Raw genomic sequence first — 24,112 nt, forward strand, 5'->3', positions numbered from 1 at the left:
GGCAGAGTCACCCTTTACCTATGATAGTAAGAATAGCATCAATAGGCCGATTGTCAATACTGATCTTGAAATAGGGAATCTTAAAATCGTGTGTGATTTTATCCAGCTCGTCCATATGTTTCCCGAATTCGGCTGCATATTCCTTCCTGAACGTCTGGCCCACTGAGATGCTGAATTCCTCATTTGTCTCACTATCAATAAATTTGACTGTACCGTCTACGGTTTCAGGCAGGTTGATCTCGGTTTCTTCATAGAGATGTATAAGTACGAGCTCATGCCTGCACAACCTGTGTACAGCATATCGGATAGAATCGGGATCATCCAGAAAATCTGAAATTATAAAAACCATTGATTTTGACTTTATTCTGGGATATATGGAGTCTGCACAGTCTGCAAGCTTTGTTTTCCCACTAACTGAGATTTGGGAGAGGTTGTCAATCGTTCTAAGAAATTCTTCCCTTCCTTTGAGGGCTTTAGTATAGTCTACATTCTCCGCAAAGGTTGCAATCATGTACTGGTCGTTGTAGCGCATTACAATGTAAGAAATTCCTATAGCTACAGTTGATGCGTATTCGAATTTGTTCGGATAATTCTCTGGAAAGAGCATGCTGCTGCTGGCGTCAAGCAATATTACCATATTCAGGTTTTTGTCTTCTTCGAACCTGCGTATATACAGTTTTTCAGTACGGGCATAGAGATTCCAGTCTATTCTTTTTAACGAGTCTCCTGGATTGTATTTTCTATGGTCTACAAGGTCAAGCCCGGATCCCTTCCTTGTTGAGAGATGGCTGCCTGAGTGAACGGCTGTTACCCTGTTCCTGATCGGGAGTGAATACCTATCAAGCTGAGTCAGGAATGAAGTGTCTATCTTATGTTTTGCACCGCCCATATCCTATCCTTACCTCCAACCACCTTAGGTTATAATCTCCAACCATACTCTATTCCCTGTATCCAGCCACTTACTTACACCTCAACCATACTCAATCCCTGCCTCCTGCCAGATTTATCGCCAGTTTCAGCCGTTTTCTCGTTCATTATATAGTTGTTTTTTATCCTCCAGGATTTTTTGTATAATTTTATCGCTTGTAGTATTGTTCCGTGCAGCGTCAAATGAGAGAATAATTCTGTGGCGAAGGACAGGGAGTACCATAGCGTCTATGTCTTCTTTTTCGACGTATCTCCGGTTGTCAAGAAATGCGTTTGCTTTTGCACAGAGAATGAGGGCTATTGACGCCCGCGGGGATGCACCGGCTTCTATCAGTTCAGGCAGATTTCGAGTATAGTTTACGATCTCGATTGCGTATCTTTTGAGTTTATTGGAAATCGGAATTCTCCGGGTGATCTGCTGGAGTTCAAGGAAGGTTACTTTGTCTATGCATCTTCTGACAGACGGTCTAAATGCCTCTGCATACCGGTTTACAATTTCGAACTCCTCTTCTTTATCCGGGTATTGCAGCTGGATTTTCAGTAAAAACCTGTCAAGCTGGGCTTCGGGCAAGGCATAGGTTCCTTCCATCTCAATCGGGTTCTGGGTAGCGAGTATAAAAAAGGGTTTGTCAAGCAGATATGTAGTATTTGCAATTGTTACCTGCTTTTCCTGCATGGCTTCAAGCAGCGCAGACTGAGTTTTTGGCGAGGCACGGTTGATCTCATCGGCAAGGACAATGTTTGCAAAAATAGGGCCCTGCTTGAACTTGAAGTGTTTGGAGCCTTTCTCATCATCTTCAATTATGTCAGTGCCCGTTATATCCGCAGGCATGAGGTCAGGCGTACACTGTATCCTGCTAAACTTCATGTTCATAATCTGGGAAATCGTAGATATTGTCAGGGTTTTACCCAGTCCAGGATTGCTTTCGACCAGCACGTGCCCTTCGCACAGCATGGCTATAAGGATCTGCCTTATCATTTCCTTCTGGCCGACTATGGCGTTGCCTATCTCTTTAAAAATAACCTCGAAAATTTCGGAGGCTTTTTCATAGGTCGGTTTTAAATTAAGTTCCGAATCTTCAAGCTGGATTTCCTGTATTTCTCGCATTGGAACTCCTCTCTTTTTAAGATGAGAGCTTTTCAAAGTACTGTTTTATCAGCGGTTCATATTCTTCAGGCAGGTCTTCAGTATACGTCTGGCTGTACCTGAATCCTTTTTTAGAGCTGTTTGAGCTTTCATTAAACTCACTGGCTGTCTCTGAATCTACCTGATTTGTAAATCCAAGTCCCAGGCTCGGGTTAATTTCCATTTCAACCTGTTCCCCGTTTTTTATTATGACAGCTTCTATACCATACTCGGTCTCATCAACAGTTTCATTTTCCACTTCGCCTGATGCCTTTCCGTCCGGTAAATCCGGAATTTTCTCTGTCAACTGTCTGGGAGAAATGTCAAAGCTAAAACCTTCAGTTACGCAGAAAAAGATTGATCCGCTAAATAGCAAAAATATTACAAACGTGCGGAGGATCTGCCTGTGTGGAGCAAGTTTTTTGATATTAATGCCGATTAATTCTTTAAGAACATCGAGAAAAAGTTCATTTGTAACTATATTGAAATTTTGTTTATTATCGCAGGCCGTAACTAGCTTTGTCTTGAGCCCTGGAAAATTCCTTTCAAGCATGCTTATGAAGTTAAATTCCCTTTTTTTCCTGAGCAATTTGTCGCAGGCTAATGCGAAAAAAGTGAGTATAACCGCTCCCACAGCCATTAAAATAATATTGAACCGGTAGAGGTCAATGTAGTTCTGGGTTTTAGAAAATGTCTCCATTCCGGGAAGAAAATAAGCAAACTCGTAGGCATTGAATAAAATCATAAGCAGGAAAAGAAAGGTAAATCTCTCAGCTATTATTAAGAGCCGTAAAAGCCCGTAATAGTGCTTCAAATAAGTTTTATATTTTACCAGCACAGGCTCAAAAAACATGTAAATCCTTCCCATTATTGGAATTTAACATTAAATATATTGCAGAAGTTACTAAAAAACTTTTCCAAAAATTCATTGAACTTGTGAAGTTAAGAAGATTAGAAAAACTTGAGAATTCAAAGGAACAGAAACCCAGTTTCCCGGAAATAAAAACAGTAAGTGATTCTGTGTAGTTTAATATTATGTATAGGTAACCCAGTATTTCACTTAACTTAGAATTTATTTCATTTTTAAAAGATCGTTCTTCACTACTAAAATTGAGTTGGAGTTTATTCAATGTTTAACTTTTGCATTGCCTTCTCTTGTATCATGCATTAAACTTTCAGAATTTTTAATCTGCGAAATAATTTCAGGATACAACACAATTATTACCTGTAAAATTTACATTTTTACATTTTACAGTAAAAACATACACATTTTTACTTTTGACTTGAAACCAATGCTTCCCACTTATTCACTCTTTCAAGAATATGGGCATTAAGAGTAAACGGTTTATCTGACTTGGCATTCTGCTTCATGTCATGTAAAACTCGACTAAACCGAGTAGCTGGGGGGGCAGAGGAAGAGGGAACGAACAAACAACAGAAAGCCAACAACCTTTGGATACTATTTAATGATTTGATCCCCGTTTTAGACGTTCTAATGTATCCGAAATGTTATGATTTTTTTTGTATTCCTCTTCCAGCTTCATCTTTCTGAATAATATCGGTAGATGTTCTTTTAGATCTATTTCCACAGGTAACACTTTATACTCTTCTGGAATAATTCTAGCTTTATAAAATTTGACATCTATTCCTTTACTCAAATAATGTTGATTTATAATTTCGTAAATTTTGTTAGCACTGAAATAGCCTACCCGTGCCCCTAAAATAATGCCCTTGAGTTCTTCTTTCTTAAACTTGTTTAGGTTTCCTTTAGCGAGTTTTTCTGTTAAAAAAATTCGATATTCACTCTCATATGTCCAATCCGATGATTTCGTTGACAAAAATTTAAACATTTGTTCCGTTTCTTCAGCTTGATCACGCATATTTATAGGGGCTGGTGCTTTTTTGTCATATATTATTGGATGAAGTTTTAACAATTGATAATTGATTGTTAAATGGGGTATTCCTTCTATTAACTTCGATTTGAAAATGAGGCAAACTCCTTTATGGTGTTTCGCGTAGTGACTCCACATCAAGATATCATTGTTTTTTTTAGAAAAGCAGCACATTAAGGGCATAGGAGGAAAGTAGTCTTTAGCATAAAAGTCTCCACGGAGTAAATCGCCTTTACGTTTAAAAACGCCTTCTTCAATTAACTCTTCCAAATGTTCAATACTTTGCTCCCGAGTTAATTGTGATTCATTCATTAATCTATCGATGTAAGCTTTTACTGTACTCTCTGTATAATAATGGATTAAGCTGTCGAATGGGTCATTATATTCGCGCGGATGTTGGAAGTAGAGCTGATTATTAGCTAGATTTTCTATTACGTGCTTGTTATAATCCCCATTTTCATCTTCAAAACTTTGATACTTATAAAAGAATTTCTCGTCAGTCATACGAACCATTAAACAGATTATTTACTTTATAACATAAGTTTTTTGAAAAATATACGTTGTTGCCATGTCTTACCGACGGTGACAACATACTACCGGCTAATCAGAAATAATTCACAAAGTTCCAATTATTCCAGTAACTTGAAGCTTCAACAATTTTTCTTTCGCTCAAATTTCATCACCAGTTGAATCAAAGTTGCGCTGGCGCTTCCTGCTGCAAGCAACGGAGTATGTTCACGCCACCGCTCAAAATTCCGTTAGAGAAAATAATAACCCTAAACGACTTAGTTTGAGCAGAAGTTAACAACCGAAAAACGGAATCGATAAATTATATAATCATCAACTGTTACCGGGGAAGTTTCCATCCCCGCAGCAAACTAGCGGGTATTCAACTGAAATCAACAATGCCAACCCTTATATCCCGATTAATATTCAACTTTGTCAGACATTCAATATTAACAGAAATCCAATCCTGTATAGAAATCTATGCCTGTTCACAAGTTTCACTCTTGAACTATTCCGTCCTTCAACCTTATTACCCTGTCTGCGTATTCGGCATGCCACTCTTCATGGGTAACCATTACAATTGTCTGTCCTTTTTCCGTATTGAATTTCTCGAAAAGGTCAAGGACTTCCCTTGAGGTCTCGGAGTCAAGGTTGGCACAGGGCTCGTCTGCAAAAAGGACTCTTGGGGAATGGGCAAGAGCTCTGGCTATTGAGACTCTCTGCTGCTGGCCGCCGCTCATTTTGGAGGGGAGCTGCTGCAGGCGGTCGCCAAGGCCAACTGCGGCAAGAATTTCTGCGGCCGCGGATTCGCATTCAGTTTTACTTTTGCCCTGCATCATAAGGGAAATATAGACATTTTCCATAGCATTGAGCTCGGGAAGTAAAGCATAGTCCTGAAAGACATAACCCAGGTTATGCAGCCTGAATTTGCCTTTTTCTCTGTCCGACATGCGGGAGGTATCCGTACCGTCTATAATGACCTTTCCCGAGTTTGGGGTATCAAGCAGGCCGAGCTGGTTCAAGAGAGTAGTCTTGCCTGAACCACTCGGGCCCATGATTGCAACGAACTCTCCACGCCGGATTCTTACATTTACGCTGCGCAGAGCCCGAACCTCTACCTCTCCCATCTTGAAGGTGCGTACGATATCCACACCCTCTATAATAGTATCCTCTATCGGTTTTCGGATTTTTTCCATACTTTTTTTCGCATGCCCAGTCTGTGTTCGGATTTTTCCCATAGTTTCACCCTTTATTTACCCCAGATCAGGTCAAGAAGATCTTTCTGAGCCAGTTTGTACGCAGGAATTACCGAGCCTACTACAGAAGCCAGGAACAGGAGGACTGCACGATTTATGGCTTCTGCATTGTCCAGCCTGAGGCTCATGGCTCCAAGCGGGACTTCTACAGGGTGGGAAACCGTATAAGGCACAAGCCCGAAGCGCATAAACGTGTAGCCAAGTATAACGCCCGCGCCTGCGTAAAGCATGGCCTGGAGCACAAAGGATGCAACTATTACGTTCTGTTCGATCCCTATGGCTTTCTGAACCCCAATCTGTCTCTTTTTGTTCACTAAATTTACGTAAATGACCACAAAGATTATCACAAAAGCAATTAGCAGGCCGACGGCGTTCATAATATTCCTAACCAGCCCAAGCGTGCTTTCGATCAGTCGGAGAATACCTGCAAATTCGTGCCAAGTACGGATATTCTCACTAATTCCAAGAGAGAGGAGTGAAGTCCTAGTATCGTACTCAGATGAACCATCTGTGGTTTTAACAGCTATTTCCTGGGCAAGGTCCCTACCCCCAATACCCAGCATTTCTTCAAGGTCGGCTCTGGCAAGATAGGCTGAGGCATCAGCCATGAAGTAACGCGTTGTGTAGATCCCTTTTACCCTGAATTCCCGAGTTACGCCTCCGATTGTGAGCTCAATAGTGTCTCCGACTTCTACACCTCCTAAAGACCTCGATTCCATAAGGGCTCCGAAACCTCCTGAGACCTCCCTGCCCAGAATGATCTCTCCTCTATCAGGCCTGCTCAGAAATTCCCCACTAATCACAGCGCCCTCAAGACCTGTTACGAATATCTCATCCGCAGGATCTATCCCATAAACCGTAGCTCCCATTTCCTTCTCTTTATAATGGAAGTTTCCGGTCGTTTTCAGGCGAGCCGAGGTTCCTACTACCTGCGGAAGACTTTCTATCTTCTTCTGGAGGGCTGAGGCATCTTCGATATAGCGTTCCTCTTCCTTTGGTTCGACCACAACGTTTCCGGTCTGAAAGTCCACCATAAGTTCATTGAACTTGAGAGTAACTCCTGCAAGCATGCTTGAAAAAAGTACAAGCTGTATAAAGATCAGGGCCAGAACAAAGATTGTAAAGATTGTAATCCCTTTATTGCCCCTGATTATGTAGCGGCTAGCAAGGAAGAAGGAAAATCGAGCTTTTTCGAGCATGATAAGCGTCCTTTCGGGTTAACTCCATTTTCAGGCTTGTATTCAGGATTCTAGAGCTTGCCTTTCTTTCTCATATAGAAAAACGCAACTGCAAGAACCAGGACTGCTCCGATCGCAATCGGGAAAATGCCTCCTTCCTGGCTTTTCACATTATAAGTCAGGTTCTCGCTAACCTTGTGTTCACCGAAATCATCCTCATACTCGACCAGCAGTGTCACATCCTGATCACCTGTTTTTCCAGGGGTGAATGTAAAGACTGCAGGAGCATCATCATCTTTATCCAGCCGCCCGAGAAAAGCCCCTGTACTGCCACTGCCCTCAAGCCCCTCAAGCCTGGCTTTGACTGAGCGAGCTTCCCCATCCCCAACATTTTCAAGCCTTAAAGTCAGGGAAACCTGCTGCCCTTTGACAGGAATTTCCGGATCAAATTTCAGGCTTGAAATATCAATTTGCGCTCGATTAAGTACGTTAATTCCAATTTCCTGCACCTTGTCTATCTGGAAACTGTCAGTGTTGTTCGAGGCTGTTATCCGTAGGGGAATCCTGTAGGGCTGCACATCGGCATTGCTGCCTAGGAGAAGTTTGAACGAGAGATTTTCGGAACTGCCTGCACTCAAGTTCTCAAAGAAACGGACGTTATCTTCCAGCGGGATTAAAGGCGATGAGTTGTTGAGGTTAAGCATTACCCTAACATTTTTTGCGTCCCCGTTTCCTGCATTTTTAACTGATGTCTTGAGGTAGAACTCCTGCCCAGGAACTATGGCACCTGATGAGGAATTATCCTCATTCACAGGAAGAATTTCAGTTCCTCTAAGGACAAGATCCGGATTTCCTTCCACCCGAATAGGAATTCTTCTCGAAAAACTTGTCCCGCTCTTGTCTTTAATAGTGAATTCAAGCTGATAGATTCCGGATTCAGCCTCTGGATCTACCCTGAAATAGAAATTCAGTTCAACCTTGGAACGCTGCCGCATTTGTTCAATCTGGAAATTTCGTTCGGTGTTCGTTCCGGAACCGTAAAGCTCTGACGTGCTATATTTAAAAATGAAAGGATTGATTTCCTCAATCCCTACTATCACGTTTTCTGCTGGCTCGTCTCCGGAATTCTGAATATTGATCTTTATGAGCAGATCCTCGCCCGGCCTGGCAGGATTGGGGTTAATTTCCGAGACCTCGACTCCAAGATGCGTATTTCCAGACACTACAACTGCGGAAGCCGGATCCGTCAAAAAGATAGTTATCATCAGTAAGGCAAGTACAAAATGAAGAAATGATGCTGAACTTCTATCTGTCAGTGTTCTGTTTACCGATTTTCGATTTACCAGATTTTTACCTACTGATTTTCGGTCTCTCGATATTTTGTTTACTGATCTTCGATCTTCTGGTATTTTATCTACTGATCTTCGGTCTCTCGATATTTTATTCATCAATTTCCGATCTGCAGACATTCGATCTATTAGCTTCTGCTTCTTTTTCCCGGTGCATGAACGCTTTTCTGGACAGGCGGGCTTCATATATAACAGTCCTCATGCCTAGTTTATAACGGTTGAACTTTACTTACAACCTGTAACATGTTGTATTTTTCTATTCCAGCCCTTGTAAAGTATCACTGGGTAAAATTCACTTTCAGAAAATCTCACGGCTTAATCAAAAAATTGATTTTATTTAGCTTAAAAAGGAAGTTGGTTAATATCAATTTTGATATTATAGGTACGTCTCATTACTACTGATGAAAAAAGGGAAAACGTGATCATTAGCTAACAATTAAGAAGTCAGCTCACTGAAATTTGCCTATTGAATCTTAATAAAGAAGATTAGATCTTTATAAAGAAGACTATTATGTTTTTTGCTCAGGCGGAATAATTACAATAGACACTATATTTTTATAAACTCCATATTTTTTTCACGAGATAGTCTTGGACGTATTATTTTATTACTGGTAAATTAATTTAGAGTTCATATCTCCCAAATATTTCTGAAAAATTTTCTCTTCGAACCAATAACTTGGAAATACCTTCCTTTGTAATCACAACTTTTGCAGGTCTTGGAAATAAGTTAGCATTTGAGGCAAAGAAATCTGAATATGCACCAGTATCATAGAATAGTAAATAGTCTCCTCTTTGAGGTTTTTTCATTAGTTTACTCTTTATTTTGCAAAGGAGGTCCCCAGTAAAACATAAATTTCCTGCAATAAATGTTTCGAAGTGTTCGCCCTCTTCAATATCGTTTGCAATTTCTACTCTGTGCAACTGTTCCGGGACTATAGTACCAAAAGTATGAGAATTAACTCCCAAATCTACATGAACGATATTCTCTCCACCCGGGGTTTTTGAAACATGACAAACTTTTGCAATAGTTACTCCAGCATTCCCTACCATACTTCTCCCGGGTTCTATAACAAGACGTGGAGATCCAATTTCTTCCAATTTTTCTTTAAATGTTTTGTTTGCAGAAAATTTCTCGTTTAATAATTTTGGAATAAAGGTATCTGGAGTATACTTGCATGAGAGTTCCTCACCAATCCATTCCAGATTATTTAAATCGAAATTATATTCATATCCGATAAACTCATTAGCCCATGTATAATTTTCTTTTCGCGTAGTTTTTATCTTCTCTTTAATTGTATTCCAATCCTCAAATCCGAAGTACTGGATACCCAACCCGCCTCCCATATCTATTTCCTTTATGTCAAATCCAGCTCTTTGAGCATCTCTGGATAGATTTATCAGCGTATCAAGAACGATGTGGTATGCACTAATATCAGTTATTTGCGATCCCAGATGAACCATCAGGCCGTTTGGAATTAACATATCCATATCCAGGACTTTTTGGAATACTGAACTAGCTCGCTTGATATCAATCCCGAATTTACTCCAGTCACTTGAAGTCATAATAGCTCTTGAAGTGATATGCTTAATTGGAAAACCTGCAAGTCTTAGATTTATTTTTGCAGGCACTCCCAATTCTTTTGCAGTTGAATCAATTGTTTTTAATTCCTCTTCGGGATCAGCGTTTATTATAATTTCTCTGGTTATGCATTCCTCAAGATAAGATTCACTCTTGCAATTTCCATTTGCCCTTATTTTCTCGGCTGAAATCCCTGCATTGAGTGCTAATTGTAATTCGTACTCTGAAGCAACATCCGCTCCAGAGCCTAATTTTGACAGAAGAGAGAGAATATAGTTACTTGCATTTGCTTTGACTGCATAACATATTAGATGATCTTTATACTCTTTTTCAAGTGATTGCTGATATTTCTTATAATTTCCTACAATAAGGTCTTCAAATAAAACATATAAGGGAGTGCCATATTTTGTTGCTAGCTCAACCATGTCTGTACCAGAAATTTTTCGATGATTCTCTTCAGTTTTATCGATATGCTTGTTCCATGGTCCTTTATCAGAGATCATTTTAGCCACCACAAAATTTATTCACAGCTCAAAGAGTTCGAAGAGTCCCATTTAGAAATACTGAGATACATCGACAGAAAGAATATCGACAGAAAAAATACACATGGAGATCATGAGCTTACTTTAGGCAGATAACTTGTTTTGTCTTAGTAGTATTACCAATCACGTTTGTCTAATTTGATAGCATGCACCATATCTGTGTAATATATAATACTACAACTGTATAACATACATTGCTTATCATAATGTAATAATAATATAAATTTTCTAGAGAAAATGTATTTAGAACTTATAATCACGCTTGCATAGAACCAGTAAAGGAAGCACGCGTACAGATTTTGCTTATTTTCTATAACGTATGGATGGACCATTCCGTGCTTTTCAACGTTTTTTATGAGGATCGAGTTTAAAATTTGAGTTATAGTGTTTTATAGAGTATTTTTTCTTTTATCCTTCATAATCCCAGAAAAAAGCAGAAAGTTTCATCTGCTCAACATTCTGAACTGTGTTAATTTGCCCTTCTCTTACTACTTCCTGTTTTTGCCTCTTCGGCTTTTCTTTACCCTCGGGTTCCAGTAAATTTTCAAAAAAAGCAGATTCATTTTCTAAGTTTAGAGAATCTCTATAATACTGACTTATACTGACTTGTCTTTTCCTGCCAGTTTTCCGAAAGCAACAGGAACTTTATTCCCCTTTTCCCTTCATTCCATTCCCAGACTCCGGCCTGGTAGAAGATGGCTCCTAACTGGCTTGAAAGCTGGGCAGAAGACACCTCTGGCCGAAGTTCATACAGAAATTTCCCGATTCCATCCTTTTCCGTACCCATACACAGTTTTGCAGCGTCGTTAGCAAGGGATTTCCATTCTCCATCCAGCATAGACTCATAGAGCCTGCCCAGATGGATACAGCTAATATTATCGACTCTGGGAAACCGATTATTTCTGAATTTCCTTTTTATGAAGAGGTTTCCCCGATTATCTATCCGCCAGGAAAAGACCTTATGCTTTGCGCCGAGAATTCTGGAATGAGTCCAGGAAGCAGCCATGAAGGATAATCCAAGTATAGACATAAAAAATTGCTTATTGTATATTAGAACCCTTAGCGTATGCAAATCTGATGATTTAATCAAAAACTACCTAAGCAGCTTCAATAGTTCTAATCTCTTTTTCAGATTTCCAAAGTTAAGTGGCACAGGCATTTACATAACTTCTGACAATAATCCAGAGAACAAGCCAACCAAGTACAGAAAGTAAATCTTTTTTTAACTGTATATCCATGCGTCTATCTAACTCACCCATCATATTTAATTTTTTTTCTATGTTTAAAATTGATTAATCTGCGATTAACTCCATAAGAATATTTTCAGTTTCCCCTCTGCAAGCTCTAATTATGTTACATGATTATTTTATAAAGTAACTCAGTATTCAAATAAGTAAAAAGAATAATCTATAAAGCCTGATCATTTATGCAAATTTATGAAAACTGAATTTTACAACAGCATATAATTATTAATCAAGTATTTTAAAAGAGATTTCAGAACTAAAGGGTCAAGATATTTTAGTATATAAGTATCAGTACTTAATAGTTAACATGTACTGATAACGAAGTCTGAGTAGAGAGCTTCAATAGGTAACGAAAATAATTTCCATAAGATATATTTGGAAAATGAAATAACTTGTTCATTTTTTTGTAATTATGAACCTCATCGTGAATTCCGTCCCATTATTCCTTTTCAATTCAAGTTCACCATCTAATTGATCTACAAGAGAAGTTACCAACTGCATGCCAAGACTATCAAGCCCTTCTATATCAAGATCCTCAGGAATGCCCACACCATTGTCGGAAATTGACAGAGTGAATCTATTATTGGTACTTTCGTAGTCTTTGCTTTCAAATTCTATGGAGTATTCCCTGTGAAGTTTGATTCGAATTTCTCCTTTATTTCTGTCAGGAAATGCATGTTTTAATGAATTGGAAACAAGCTCATTAACGATTATCCCCAGTGGAACAGCGGTATCCATATCAAAGAAAAGGTTCTCTTCCAGATCTATATTTAAACTGATATCGGTGTTACCAAGCCTGTATGTCTGGAAAAGAGTATTAGCAAGTTCTTCAATATATGGCGAGAAGTTAAGTTTATCGAGCTCTTCACCTCTATATAATTCTTCATGGATAAGAGCCATTGATATAACTCTGTCCTGACTTTCTCTAAAGGCTTCGAGAACTTCCGAATCTCTAATATCTTCCTGGTTTTTGAACTGTTCAGCCTGAAGGTCCAGTAGGGAGGAAATTACTTGAAGGTTATTCTTTATTCTATGATGGATTTCCTTTTTACGGGAAGTTTCAATATTAGTAAGAGTTTCTTCAGCTTTTTTGCGCTCTGTAATGTCAGTTAACATACCCATAGCGCCTACATACTTGCCTTCCTTGTCAAAAAGGGGTTTAGTACTAATAAGTGTCCATAGGGGTGAACCGCCTTTACGAACGAGTTTCAATTCATAGTTCTCACTTATTCCCTGCCTCCTCTTTTCCAAATTCATTTTGACAATAGGTTTACTTTCTTCACTGATGAAATCCCATATTGATTTGCCAATAGATTCCTCCATAGTGTATCCGAGCATGTCTAACATTCTCTTGTTAACGTAAGTAATTACGGCTTCGTTGTCAAGTATGATTATAAGCTCGTTTGAGGTCTCAACGATGTTTCGATACTTTTCTTCACTATCCCGAAGTTTTTCTTCTGCTGCTTTTCTTTCGGTGATGTCAATATCCATCTCAAGGATCATAGGAGAACCGTCAACGTCTGTGAACGGAAGGTCATAAGTATCAAATATGCTTCCGTCCGGCATGTTGACTTCCCAACGGTGGGGCTGATCGGCTTCAAGTACTTTATATACTTCACATAACTCACATGACTTGGTTCGTCCAAAACAATACTCATAACACTGTCGAATGCAGAGTTCACCAAATTTTTCACGGAAGCAGCGGTTGGCAAAGGCAATTTGATGGTCAGGTGTTAACAAAGTTATCATTATAGGTAGCGTCTCTAGCACGTCAAAGAGCCGCCGCCGTTCAACCTCGATAGCTTCGGTAACCTTATTACGTAACTCATTCTCACGCAACACCTTTTCAGCCTGCTTGCTCTCGGTTATATCTTGGACGATGCCCGCTATACGTATGTTTCCGGTAGCATCTACTCGATGCCGTCCAGCCGTCCGAATCCACCTGATCTCACCATCTATTCGTCGGATACGACACTCGAAATCCCAGTCTTTATACTCAGCCATCGCCTCGCGGAATTTCGCTTCAACCATTTCACGATCTTCAGGGAGCACATGATCAAGTAACATCTCATAAGTCCATTGAGGAAGTAGTTGCTCGTATCCAAAGATACGATCGTGCTCAAGCGACCTATAGGTAGTATGATCCACAAGGTTGAAATCCCACGCACCTGTGTGGCTAGTTTCAAGCGCGAAACGCAACAGCTCTTCGCTCCTCCGAAAAGCCTCCTCAACCTGCTTGCGCTCGGTAATATCCCTAATTATCATGACCCCTTTCGTAAGACCGTTCTTATCTTTGAATAATGTACCCGAGATTTCACTTGGGAAAACTGTGCCATCTTTCCGCCTGTGATTGAGTTCTCCCTTGAACCTGCCTGTCCTGACCCTTTCCCCTAGGACATACTTGAGCCTTGGATCAGATGTATCTACATTCCCATCTCTTCCAACCCGAATAATTTCTTCCTCTGTCATCCCAAACATCTGGCAGGCGGCTGGATTGGCTGCAAGAATAGTCCCATCTGGAACTGTAAGAAAGATACCATCAAGACTATTATCGAATATTGCCTTATACCTTTCCTTGCTTTCTTGCAATGCTTTTTCGGTTTGCTCGCAATTGTTAATATTCTTCCCTGAACCTTCTATTAGCTCCCATTTTCCCTTTCTTTTGCCCAAAGTAAGCTGATGATTCGCGGCAATTTCAATAATATCAATTGAACTACACTTGTCAATTGGATAAGTACAAAGAGCCATTATTGGATATTTGCCAATAACAGAATCCAATAACTTTTCGTGATCAAAGAAGTCATTTCCACTATACCTCAAACCGTCATATCCATTGGCGAGGGCCTTACTGGTCTTTTCAACCAAGTCATTTAATATCGTTTGTGGATCAAAAGTATCTTCTTCTACGTGCCAGTAAGTATAAGGAATAATTTCAATTTGCCCGTTTTCTAGATAAGCGTCAATATCAGGAATAAACACTTTCAAGGCTTCTTTTACTTCTTTTTCATCTAGAGGTTCTGATATAGACCATACGCAATACTCATTATCTTCCAGTCCTGCCTTGAAGTAGGGAACAAGTATATCTATTAAATCTTCTTTTGTCCCATAGAACTGGCAGAAATGTGTTCCCCACGATGGTAGGTTTTCAATAATATTAATACCAGAAGTTCTATTACCGCTTCTCATATTATTCTCTGATAATTTGGGTGTAAAGTCAAAAGTTTCTATTCCAATTATTACTTTATTATTTTTTTCCTAGCTTTAAATTCTTTTTGTAGGCGGCACTTTTATAATTTTTCAGTTATATAAAGAGTCGTATATAAACGTGGTCTTATAAATAATCATCTATCCTATTAATTCAAAATATAATTTATTTGGCGCCAATATCGGTTTGATGAGTGATTTTTTTGTACGTTTGTGAGTACTTTGCACTGATTAAGTACCATCAATTGTTCCGATCCGGCAGTAATTGTTCAGGATTCAAAAGAATATAACTCACAATTTCTTACTCTTTCACTTTTGACCTGCAAAAATAGCTGACTCTGCCTGACTCCAGATTTGCGACCTCCGGTATTTATCATACAGGGTAACATTCAGGGTAAGGAGAAAAACGAAGAATAGAGTGCCAAAGAGATTTATTGAGCCTTCGTACCTGGCTATCAGGACATGAAACATAAGGACAATTCCAAAATTTACAATAGACATTACTATGAACTCCTGGATAATAGACCTCCATTGAGCCCCACGCCTGGAAAGCCACTGGCTCAATTCGGTATTTATTATAATGAGAAGAGATACCCCGATTGCAACCTGAAAGTTGCTTGCCCGTACATCTGGAAGTACCTGGGCAAAAATTATGCTCAGGAGGGAAACCAACAAAATTTTCTCGATCAACTCATAATTGATGAAGTTATCAAAAAATTTCTTGCTCGTGTAATTATCTATTACCTTCTTAGCTAAAGATCCGTCAAAAGGGAAATTTCTGTAACTGGCAGCAACTGTTAAGCCGGACCTCATAGGGGGCAGGTCCCGCAGAAGCCACCAAGCTAGAAAAATAAGGATAGCGGCCCAGCCAATAACAATTATCAAATTTAATGGATTATCTTTTATCCAGTCGGTTGTATCTATTCTGGCTATATGTATCCAGTATTCCTGTGGTAGCTTGACAAAGATCCAGATAAAAGCTGCAGTGGTGATCAATTTGTCTTTTGTAAGCACTTTTGGGTCCCACTTAAGGCGGACAAACTCATAAAAAATAAAGAAGTATTCAAAGGTATTAGGAAAAATCAGCAGTAGCTCACGTAGTTGTGTAATCTCGAAAAGAGTTACACCTATCAACCTGTAGTAAAAAAGAAAACGACTTAATTTGAATGCAAAAAGGTTTGACCAGTTTCGCAGGGTTGAAAGATACGTAATTGCAAGGTAATAAATGTCAAGAGCCTTATCGTATTCCTGGTAGCCTTCAAGAGGCAGGCTCGTAAACTGCTGGAAAATTGTCTGATCTACGGTATCAAGGATCATAGAAGCTATTACTGCGGGTAAAGGGTATCTGGGAATAAAGAGCGGTATAACGAAACGTAATATAACTACAGCCCAGGAAACCAGCATAGCCAACGTATCCGGCACGCAAACCTGCCCCCTATCCTACAGGAATTCTCATGTCCTATTTCCTGGCCTGGTAAGTCTGTCGAGCCAGACTGTTGACCGGAAATCAGTATTATAAGCTTGAATTAATACACTAACATTAGCATCCTTATCTAAGTTTGAATTAACAAATTAGTAATATACTCTTGTTTATTATATTGTTTTTATTATTTGTACAGCTTTCTATTGCTTGATTATTATTTTTCATATTGAGACCGAGATACTCATCTCAAACATATTATATGATTGATTTTTATAGGTCGGATTTATAGATATATCCAATTAATTCAAATTAAATAGGGCCAGCTAGATGCCAGTCCTCTTGCCTGCAGCCGAGGTTATTGAAGCTCAGGACAGGAATTATTGCAGATATGTGGGGGTACTCTGCTGAGAAGATGTTGTGGCAAAAGGGAATGGCCTCGCTCTTTGTAGAGTTCTGTACTCGGCAACTAGAGTTATGCCAGGTGTTGATATTATATAAAGGGCCAGAACTGGTAAAAGATCTAGGGGAAACGGTAATGGCACAATTCAGACCTTTTGAAATGGATAATATTCCGATAAAAGAGCAGTTTATGAACTGGAAGGATATTGTCAAACCTCCTTATTACAAAAAATCTGTCGATACATACACTCGAACCCGGGTAATCTTGATGAACGGAATTGAGAATGCTTCGGTTCTTATGTCGCATGCGATGGAGCGAATGACTGTCGATCCGGAAGTTAAACGTCAGATGGCAGCGATGAGGCGTGCGGATTCAATGCAGCAGCAGACGGTTAACTGGCTAAATCCTGCTAACCAGACTATTACAGACTATTATAGAGACCACACTTGGTTATGAACAGGTAGCTGTTGATCTCACTGCAAATCTTGCCAAAAATGAACTGGATCCATATGTAAAGCAGACGCTGGACTTTGCCCTGCTTGAGGACTTCGACCACCTTTACCGCTACAGTTGCCTTTATGATTACATGGAAGGAGGAGATCCTGAGTCTATTGTTCAGGGCAAAACTGAGATAAAAGCCGCAAGACCGACAATTGCCCACCACCGTCATCCTGACGACACAATGCGCAAACATTATGATAAAGATACGGCTGACATCAAAACCAAGATGAACTATCTCACCATTGTTGCAGGCGAGCAGCAGACCGAGCTATTCTACAAATCCCACGGTTTCATGTATTCTGACGAACTTGCAAGGCAACTTTACTCCGAGATTGCCGACGTTGAAGAACAGCACGTGACACAGTACGGGCTGCTCGGTGACCCGCATGAAACAATGCTCGAAAAGTCCACACTCATGCAGCTATGTGAAGCTTATATCTATTTATCCTGCGCCCAGACCGAAACCGATCCAAGAATAAAAGCAATCTGGGAAGATTTTGCAAAAATGGAGATTTCGCACTTCCAGGGCTGTGCCAGCCTCCTTGAAAAGTACGAAGGCAGGGATATCAGAGATATCATAAAGGCTGATGTTATCGAACCACTGGTCGTTTTCGAGCCGAATAAAGATTATGTAAATAAGGTAATCGATGAGCAGCTTGACATCATGCCTTCGAATATGGAATACAAACGGCTCAGTGAGCTCTCCGATAAATGGTACAGTTTCAAGTTCCAGTGGAAAGTGAATGGAGCTGGCGTGCCAAGTGAAGAGGTCGTCAGCAAAGCGAACAGTGAGCTAGCTAAACGGGATCAGGCAGAAAACGTCAAACAGTTTAAGCGCCAGTTAGCCGATAGGACACAAAAAGTAATTGCTCCGCAAAGAGAAAAAATGATGCCTCATCCCTGATGAAAACTCCTATAGTATATCATTTAATTTAGATACAGGATTTAATTTAGATACAGGAATGTAGTCTTTTAATTTTCAGAGAGGGCGTCAAATAACGCCCAATTTTTTAATTTAGTTAACTTGGTATGATCCTTTATTCAGGTAATTTACCATAACTTAACCATCGAACTTTGTTTGTGAATAACATCAGTAAGATACATCAGTGCTGTTATCAGCATTTATTAATATTTTGTCCCTTTTTGTCACTCTACTCTCTGTTAATCATAGAATAAAGCCAGTATACTATTTACTGTCAATCCCACTAGCAATCCACGAATCTACAAACGAGTACAAACTTAAAACAACTATTAGGTTATTGCTATTATTGCAAACGCTATAGGTCTAGTATCATCATCTGTCTACTTACGTGGGATATGTTTTGAAGTCTAAACAGTGGATATGCTTATCTTTTAGGATGTAAAAAAGTGCCACTTTTGAGGTTTTAATCTTCAGGATACGGGGACTCGAAAAAATAAGGGGGCGAGTTACTAAGAGCAGTGAACAGTAGAATTTCTCTGTTATTCCTACATAATTCTGAACTCACTTCCGGCGTTTGATGAATACACCAAGAGGAGGCTAGTGGGATTTAATGATTATGAGAATTATGTCATTACTGACAGGGAGTCAAGGTGTAAAAAACCCAGCAGGCATGCAGCATAAAGGCATTGGTTATAAATGGATCGTGCTTTCAATTACGACTATCGAGATGTTCATGGTATCCGTTAATGGAAGTATCATTCTCATTTCGCTGCCAGCTATCTTCGATGGTATTAATATTGATCCTCTAACCTCATTTCAGTATCTGATTTGGGTGCTTATGGGGTATAACCTGGTCACTGCAACGCTTCTTCTTAGTTTCGGCCGACTCTCTGATATGTATGGCAGAGTTAGGCTTTATAATGTCGGATTTGCTATTTTTACTCTTGGTTCAATCCTGCTTTATCTCACTCCTGATACTGGTGATGCAGGAGCAATCGAAATAATTGTCTTCAGACTTGTCCAGGCGGTCGGTGCATCATTTACTTACTCCAATAGCGCAGCGATTCTCACAGATGCGTTCCCGGAAAATGAACGAGGCAAAGCATTAGGACTGAATATGGTTGCGTTTCTCTCAGGACAGTTCATTGGACTCATCCTTGGAGGCATACTCGCCTTCTATCACTGGCGATACGTATTTCTTGTAAGCGTGCCAGTTGGGATCCTGGGTACTGTATGGGCTTACATTAAGCTCAAGGAGACCAATTTACCAGAAAAGGCCAAGAAAATAGATGTATGGGGAAATCTGGCGTTTTTAGGCGGCCTTACAATCTTTTTGATTGGTATTACATATGCCTTGCTTCCATACGAGCAAGATCCTATGGGATGGCGCGATCCCTGGGTAATCGCATCGCTATTTATCGGGATTGTTCTTTTAATTGTATTTCCAATAATAGAGAGCCGTTTAGAGGATCCGATGTTCCGACTAAGCCTTTTTAAGAGCCGGATGTTTTCCTTTGCGAACATAGCTGGATTTTTGAACGCGATAGCCCGTGGCGGTATGATGTTCATGTTAATCATGCTGCTTCAGGGCATATGGCTGCCGCTCCACGGCTATAGTTATGAGTCGACACCCCTTTGGGGAGGGATTTTCATGCTGCCTTTAACTGCTGGCTTTGTGATTATGGGACCCCTTTCGGGCTGGCTCTCCGATAAATACGGTTCCCGACTGTTCGCGACATCCGGTCTTCTCCTTACCACCATCTCATTTTTGATACTGGCTGAACTGCCATATGATTTCGATTACCCAATCTTTGCTGTTGCTCTCCTTATCATGGGCCTGGGAAACGGCATGTTCGGTGCACCGAATATCGCAGCGATTATGAATTCCGTGCCTTCTGATGAACGGGGTGTTGCATCGGGAATGAGAGCAATGCTGCAGAATAGCGGCATGGTTACCTCTATGGCTATGTTCTTTACAATTGTTATTGTCAGCCTGACGAGATTATTTCCTCAGGAACTAGCAATATCACTGACAGAAGTCGGTGCCTCAAATCTCATTGCTCCAATGAGTGAAATCCCTCCTACCGGTGCATTATTTGCAGCGTTTCTGGGATATAATCCAGTCAGTACTATCCTCGCTGGAGTGCCTCAGTCAGTCGTCGCTACAATCAGCCCGGAGACCATAAAGATCCTAACCGGTACAACCTGGTTCCCGACCACCCTCGCACAGGCATTTATGCCTTCTCTGCGATTGTCCTTTTATATCGGTGCAATCCTCTCTATCACTGCTACGGTTCTATCAGCAATGCGCGGTCCAACGCAAATGCATGAGATTAATGGGGAGACTGATAAAAATCCAATAGAAGAGCAGAAACAGCAAAAAAGCCAGTGAAAATTGAGATACAATTCAGATCTTTAAGCTAACATTATGAGTGGGTGAATTAATGATGAAGTTATTCGAAAAAATACTGATAGCAACTGATGGATCTGAAAAAAATAAGTCTGCGGTTGAAGAAGCAGTAAAAATTGCCCGCGCATGCGGATCCACAATATACGCCATCTATGTAATGGACGAAAGCCTCATGAAATCCGCTATTGAAGTTCCAATTTCAGAGAATCTTTACAGAAGAATCAGGGACGAGGGAGAAAAAGCGGTCAACTGGGTAAAAGAAACTGCACAAGGTGTGAATCTGGAAACTTTCATACTATCTGGTAGGCCGGCACATGTAATCACTGAATTTGCAGAACAAAAAAAAGTTGATCTTATTATTGTCGGAACACAGGGTAAAAGTGGCATTGAAAGATTTCTGTTAGGCAGCGTTGCCGACGAGGTTATAAGAACTGCTGTTTGTCCGGTATTGACGATAAGAAGTAGAAAATGAAGTTCTGTAAAAACTCTTCATAAACCCGTTTCCTTTAGGTTTACTTCAACCCGGAAAACCGGCGCTACAATCCATTTCATAGATTAAATAGTTCATAGATTGGAGGGTTTTTATATAGCTCTTAATCTAAAACCTTTTTCTAAAGATCTACAATTTAGGACTTCTACAAAGCCGAAAAGCAAATAAAAAGATTAAGGCTAAAGGACTCTGGAGTTCTAGATTAAATTTGGCAATATAATTTTGAGATATTGTTCAGACTAGTTTTGAGATATTGTTCAGACTAGTTTTGAGATATTGTTCAGACTTATCCAAACTACATGACGGTTTTCAATTAATTATAAAAATACGTGATTCCGTAAACTAAACTAGTAACAACCTAATAACAGTCCTAATAAAAACTTGATAATACTCTAAAACAACCCTAAAAACAATCTAAGATAATCCCATAAACAACCCAGGAAAAATAAAAACTGATCCTTATGCACCCGAAAACTCAACAGATCCTCGAAGTCTTCGAGGAGATCAATAAAATCCCGAGACGTTCAAAGTATGAAGAACAGATTTCCATCTGGCTACAGGAGTGGGGCCGATCTAAAGGATTTGAGGTAAGAGCTGATTCCTTAAACAATGTGCTTATTAAAGCCCCGGCAACAGCTGGATACGAGAACTCTCCCACACTCATCCTGCAGGGGCATATGGATATGGTCTGCGAGAAATGTAAAGATTCAGAACACGACTTTTCCAAAGATCCTGTGAGGTGTATTTGCGATGGAGACTGGATGCGGGGAGAAGGAACTTCCATAGGTGCGGATAACGGGATTGCACTTGCACTTGGGCTAGTACTAGCAGAAGCAGGAAAAAAAGGAGAAATTGGACATCCACCTCTTGAGCTACTTTTTACAGTAGACGAGGAAACAGGTTTGACTGGAGCAAGGGGGCTTGAGGCCGGTTTCTTTGAAGGAAAGGTACTTCTTAATCTTGACTCCGAAGAAGAAGGCGTTTTCGTAATAGGGTGCGCAGGCGGACAGAATTCACTGATCACACTTCCTGTTGAATGGGAACTACTTGACACTGAAAAAGAAAATTTATTCAAGTTTTTCAGACTCTCGGTTGAAGGGCTGGAAGGCGGACATTCTGGAGTTGAAATCAATAAGCAGCGCGCAAATGGAATACAGTTGCTCTCCCTAGCACTTGCTGGCTTAAAGGAAAAGATAGGGGCAGAAAATGTAAGGATTGTCCTGCTAAATGGGGGTAGTGTCCATAATGCAATTCCCAGTACTGCAGAAGCTTTTATTGCAGTCTACAGGGAAAAACTCGAAAAGGCCGAGAAAGCCGTGTCAGATCTCAGGCAGGTATTTAAGGCTGAATATTCAAAAACCGACCCTAATCTTACTTTGAATCTTGAAGAAATTAGCAGGGAAATAATTTTTGAAGTTGCAGAAAACAAGATCTCAAGAGATGAAATGTTTAATATTCGGCTTTTTTCGGCCGGGACCGAAGAGAAGCTGATCGAGCTAATTCTAGGACTGCCTCATGGAGTTTACAGGATGTCGGAGACTATTCAGGGACTTGTCGAAACCTCAAATAACCTTGCAACGGTACGGACGGCTGAAAATGAAATGATGATAGTATCAAGCCAGCGCAGTTCAAATAATCCCAGGCTGGCTGAAATTAGCGGAAAGGTGGAAGCCGTCGCAAAACTCGCAGGCGCATGGGTTGAACATGAGCCCGAATATCCTGCCTGGGAACCTGACCTGAAATCGGAACTGCTCTTAAAATGCAAGCAAGTTTATACCGAAACTTTTGGAGAAAAGCCTGAGATTAAAGTGATTCACGCAGGGCTTGAATGCGGAATAATCGGTTCAGTGTATGAGGATATGGAAATGATTTCTTTCGGGCCAACGATCAAAGATGCGCATTGCCCTTCTGAAAGAATCTTCATTCCTTCGATTGAGAAAATATGGATATTCCTGGAAAACCTGCTTAAAACTTATTGCTAATATCGTTTTCATCTCCGGTGGAGTCAGATGATCACATGTATTTGAAAATCAACCCTTTTCAAAAAATTGCTTGCCCCCAAGCCTTTTCAAAAAAAGTTTGATCGCAAGCCTTTTAAAAAAAGGCTTGACCGAAAAACCCCTAGCAATGTTTGAGTCTGAGGACCTTAGCCCCAAACCCTATCGGCGTGATAAACCGGCGCAACGGTTTTGAGCAAACGGAGCAACGGTTGATCGAAAGCTTCGTAATAACCAGATGCCATAAAAGAATAGAATAAACGAAAAGAATAACAACACCAGCCCCTGAGAGGAACTTGTAAGAAAAGCAAGGCAGTCCCATAGCCAATGAATGATGATTAAAGGAATTACAGTGTCGAGGCGAACCCTCAAGGCTACTGCCCAGACCCCAAACATACCTGCAAAAAAGGCCTGGACTGCACTTGCATTAAAGTCTCCTGTTATTAAGCTATTTAACGTATGGACCGAACCGAAAATAGCTGCCGTGATCCACACTGCACGCCATATCCCAAATGATGACGAGGCCCCATGAAACAATACACCTCGAAACATCAACTCTTCGCTGATGCCTACCAGCAAGGTATTGATAACCACTATTAAAAGTATCCGGGTTGGCGGCAGGCCTGTAAATAAAACTATCACTAGCAGGAAGAAAAGAAATATGGCTGGTAACCACAACAGGTGCATATTTCGTGAATTATTCAGGCCTTTCCATCCAATCTGATCCCACCAGTTTAAATAAGTGATTACCCCAGTCAAAAAGACTACTGCAACAATCACTCCAAAAATAAGCTGACTTTTAACCAATTCATCAAGTTGAGTGGGCTGGCCTCTAACCTGCAGCAGCCCTCCTCCCACAACAACAATCAGCCAGATTGTAAATATTGCCAGTGAAATAGGCCAGGGTTTTCTTGATATATTCATTTTATTTTCTCCACTCTGATTCGGCAATCTCCTTTTTTCCGGAGTTTTGTTACTGCCACCAGGTCATCACTACTAGTAGGTTATCACTATCGCTATTACCTGATTGTGATATACACTGGCATCGGATTCCTATCAGGCGAGTGACGCCTCATCTAAAGTTTGGCTAGTGTCGCGTAAACAGTAAAATGACGTACAAAATCTATTGCAATTACTCTTAATCATTGAATCATTGAGGATTGAC

17 protein-coding genes are annotated in these 24,112 nt (G+C 40.3%); 5 read left to right on the forward strand and 12 right to left on the reverse strand.

Going from position 1 to position 24,112, the window contains the following annotated elements; all coding sequences use genetic code 11:
- Nucleotides 1-7: 7 nt before the first annotated feature.
- The 11 genes from BP861_RS12785 to BP861_RS12835 all read right to left on the reverse strand — a co-directional run bounded on the left by BP861_RS12785 (nt 8) and on the right by BP861_RS12835 (nt 16,226).
- Nucleotides 8-889 carry a DUF58 domain-containing protein gene (locus BP861_RS12785; protein WP_292376129.1) on the reverse strand — a complete coding sequence of 294 codons (882 nt, stop codon included), beginning with the start codon at nt 887-889 and terminating at the stop codon, nt 8-10.
- Between the two features lie 126 nt (nt 890-1,015).
- The gene (locus BP861_RS12790; protein WP_292376131.1) at nt 1,016-2,035 is read right to left on the reverse strand and encodes an AAA family ATPase; all 1,020 of its coding nucleotides are present in this window, start codon (nt 2,033-2,035) and stop codon (nt 1,016-1,018) included.
- 16 nt (nt 2,036-2,051) lie between these two features.
- Nucleotides 2,052-2,906, reverse strand: a complete 855-nt coding sequence (locus tag BP861_RS12795; protein WP_292376133.1) for a hypothetical protein — start codon at nt 2,904-2,906, stop codon at nt 2,052-2,054.
- Between the two features lie 610 nt (nt 2,907-3,516).
- Nucleotides 3,517-4,458 (reverse strand): DUF2971 domain-containing protein, encoded by a 942-nt coding sequence (locus BP861_RS12800; RefSeq protein WP_292376134.1) that lies wholly within the window; start codon nt 4,456-4,458, stop codon nt 3,517-3,519.
- A 491-nt stretch (nt 4,459-4,949) separates the two neighbouring features.
- Nucleotides 4,950-5,648 carry an ABC transporter ATP-binding protein gene (locus BP861_RS12805; RefSeq protein WP_292376295.1) on the reverse strand — a complete coding sequence of 233 codons (699 nt, stop codon included), beginning with the start codon at nt 5,646-5,648 and terminating at the stop codon, nt 4,950-4,952.
- Between the two features lie 53 nt (nt 5,649-5,701).
- The gene (locus BP861_RS12810) at nt 5,702-6,907 is read right to left on the reverse strand and encodes an ABC transporter permease (protein ID WP_292376136.1); all 1,206 of its coding nucleotides are present in this window, start codon (nt 6,905-6,907) and stop codon (nt 5,702-5,704) included.
- 50 nt (nt 6,908-6,957) lie between these two features.
- On the reverse strand, nt 6,958-8,136 hold the full coding sequence (locus BP861_RS12815) for a COG1361 S-layer family protein (protein ID WP_292376137.1): 1,179 nt from the start codon (nt 8,134-8,136) through the stop codon (nt 6,958-6,960).
- A gap of 720 nt (nt 8,137-8,856) precedes the next feature.
- Nucleotides 8,857-10,317: a diaminopimelate decarboxylase family protein gene (locus BP861_RS12820; RefSeq protein WP_292376139.1), complete on the reverse strand. Its 1,461-nt coding sequence runs from the start codon at nt 10,315-10,317 to the stop codon at nt 8,857-8,859.
- 622 nt (nt 10,318-10,939) lie between these two features.
- A complete protein-coding gene (locus tag BP861_RS12825) occupies nt 10,940-11,386 on the reverse strand; it encodes a hypothetical protein (protein ID WP_292376141.1) in 447 nt (148 codons plus the stop codon).
- A gap of 610 nt (nt 11,387-11,996) precedes the next feature.
- Complete coding sequence (locus tag BP861_RS12830; protein WP_292376143.1) at nt 11,997-14,786, reverse strand: PAS domain S-box protein; 2,790 nt, start codon at nt 14,784-14,786, stop codon at nt 11,997-11,999.
- Nucleotides 14,787-15,113: 327 nt separating this feature from the next.
- On the reverse strand, nt 15,114-16,226 hold the full coding sequence (locus BP861_RS12835; RefSeq protein ID WP_292376145.1) for a hypothetical protein: 1,113 nt from the start codon (nt 16,224-16,226) through the stop codon (nt 15,114-15,116).
- A 536-nt stretch (nt 16,227-16,762) separates the two neighbouring features.
- Between BP861_RS12835 and BP861_RS12840 the strand changes: the two genes are divergently transcribed.
- From BP861_RS12840 to BP861_RS12860, 5 genes are all read left to right on the forward strand, one after another.
- Entirely contained in the window at nt 16,763-17,083 is a 321-nt protein-coding gene (locus BP861_RS12840) for a hypothetical protein (RefSeq protein ID WP_292376147.1), read from the forward strand.
- A 130-nt stretch (nt 17,084-17,213) separates the two neighbouring features.
- A complete protein-coding gene (locus tag BP861_RS12845) occupies nt 17,214-18,032 on the forward strand; it encodes a hypothetical protein (protein WP_292376149.1) in 819 nt (272 codons plus the stop codon).
- Between the two features lie 628 nt (nt 18,033-18,660).
- Nucleotides 18,661-20,442 carry an MFS transporter gene (locus BP861_RS12850; protein ID WP_292376151.1) on the forward strand — a complete coding sequence of 594 codons (1,782 nt, stop codon included), beginning with the start codon at nt 18,661-18,663 and terminating at the stop codon, nt 20,440-20,442.
- A 52-nt stretch (nt 20,443-20,494) separates the two neighbouring features.
- Complete coding sequence (locus BP861_RS12855) at nt 20,495-20,932, forward strand: universal stress protein (RefSeq protein ID WP_292376153.1); 438 nt, start codon at nt 20,495-20,497, stop codon at nt 20,930-20,932.
- A gap of 479 nt (nt 20,933-21,411) precedes the next feature.
- The gene (locus BP861_RS12860) at nt 21,412-22,932 is read left to right on the forward strand and encodes an aminoacyl-histidine dipeptidase (RefSeq protein ID WP_292376155.1); all 1,521 of its coding nucleotides are present in this window, start codon (nt 21,412-21,414) and stop codon (nt 22,930-22,932) included.
- A gap of 177 nt (nt 22,933-23,109) precedes the next feature.
- Here BP861_RS12860 and BP861_RS12865 read toward each other — a convergent pair whose 3' ends face one another.
- Entirely contained in the window at nt 23,110-23,871 is a 762-nt protein-coding gene (locus BP861_RS12865; RefSeq protein WP_292376157.1) for a CPBP family intramembrane glutamic endopeptidase, read from the reverse strand.
- Nucleotides 23,872-24,112: the final 241 nt, after the last annotated feature.

This window comes from Methanosarcina sp. UBA411 (assembly GCF_002495725.1).
In the GTDB taxonomy this organism is placed as follows: domain Archaea; phylum Halobacteriota; class Methanosarcinia; order Methanosarcinales; family Methanosarcinaceae; genus Methanosarcina.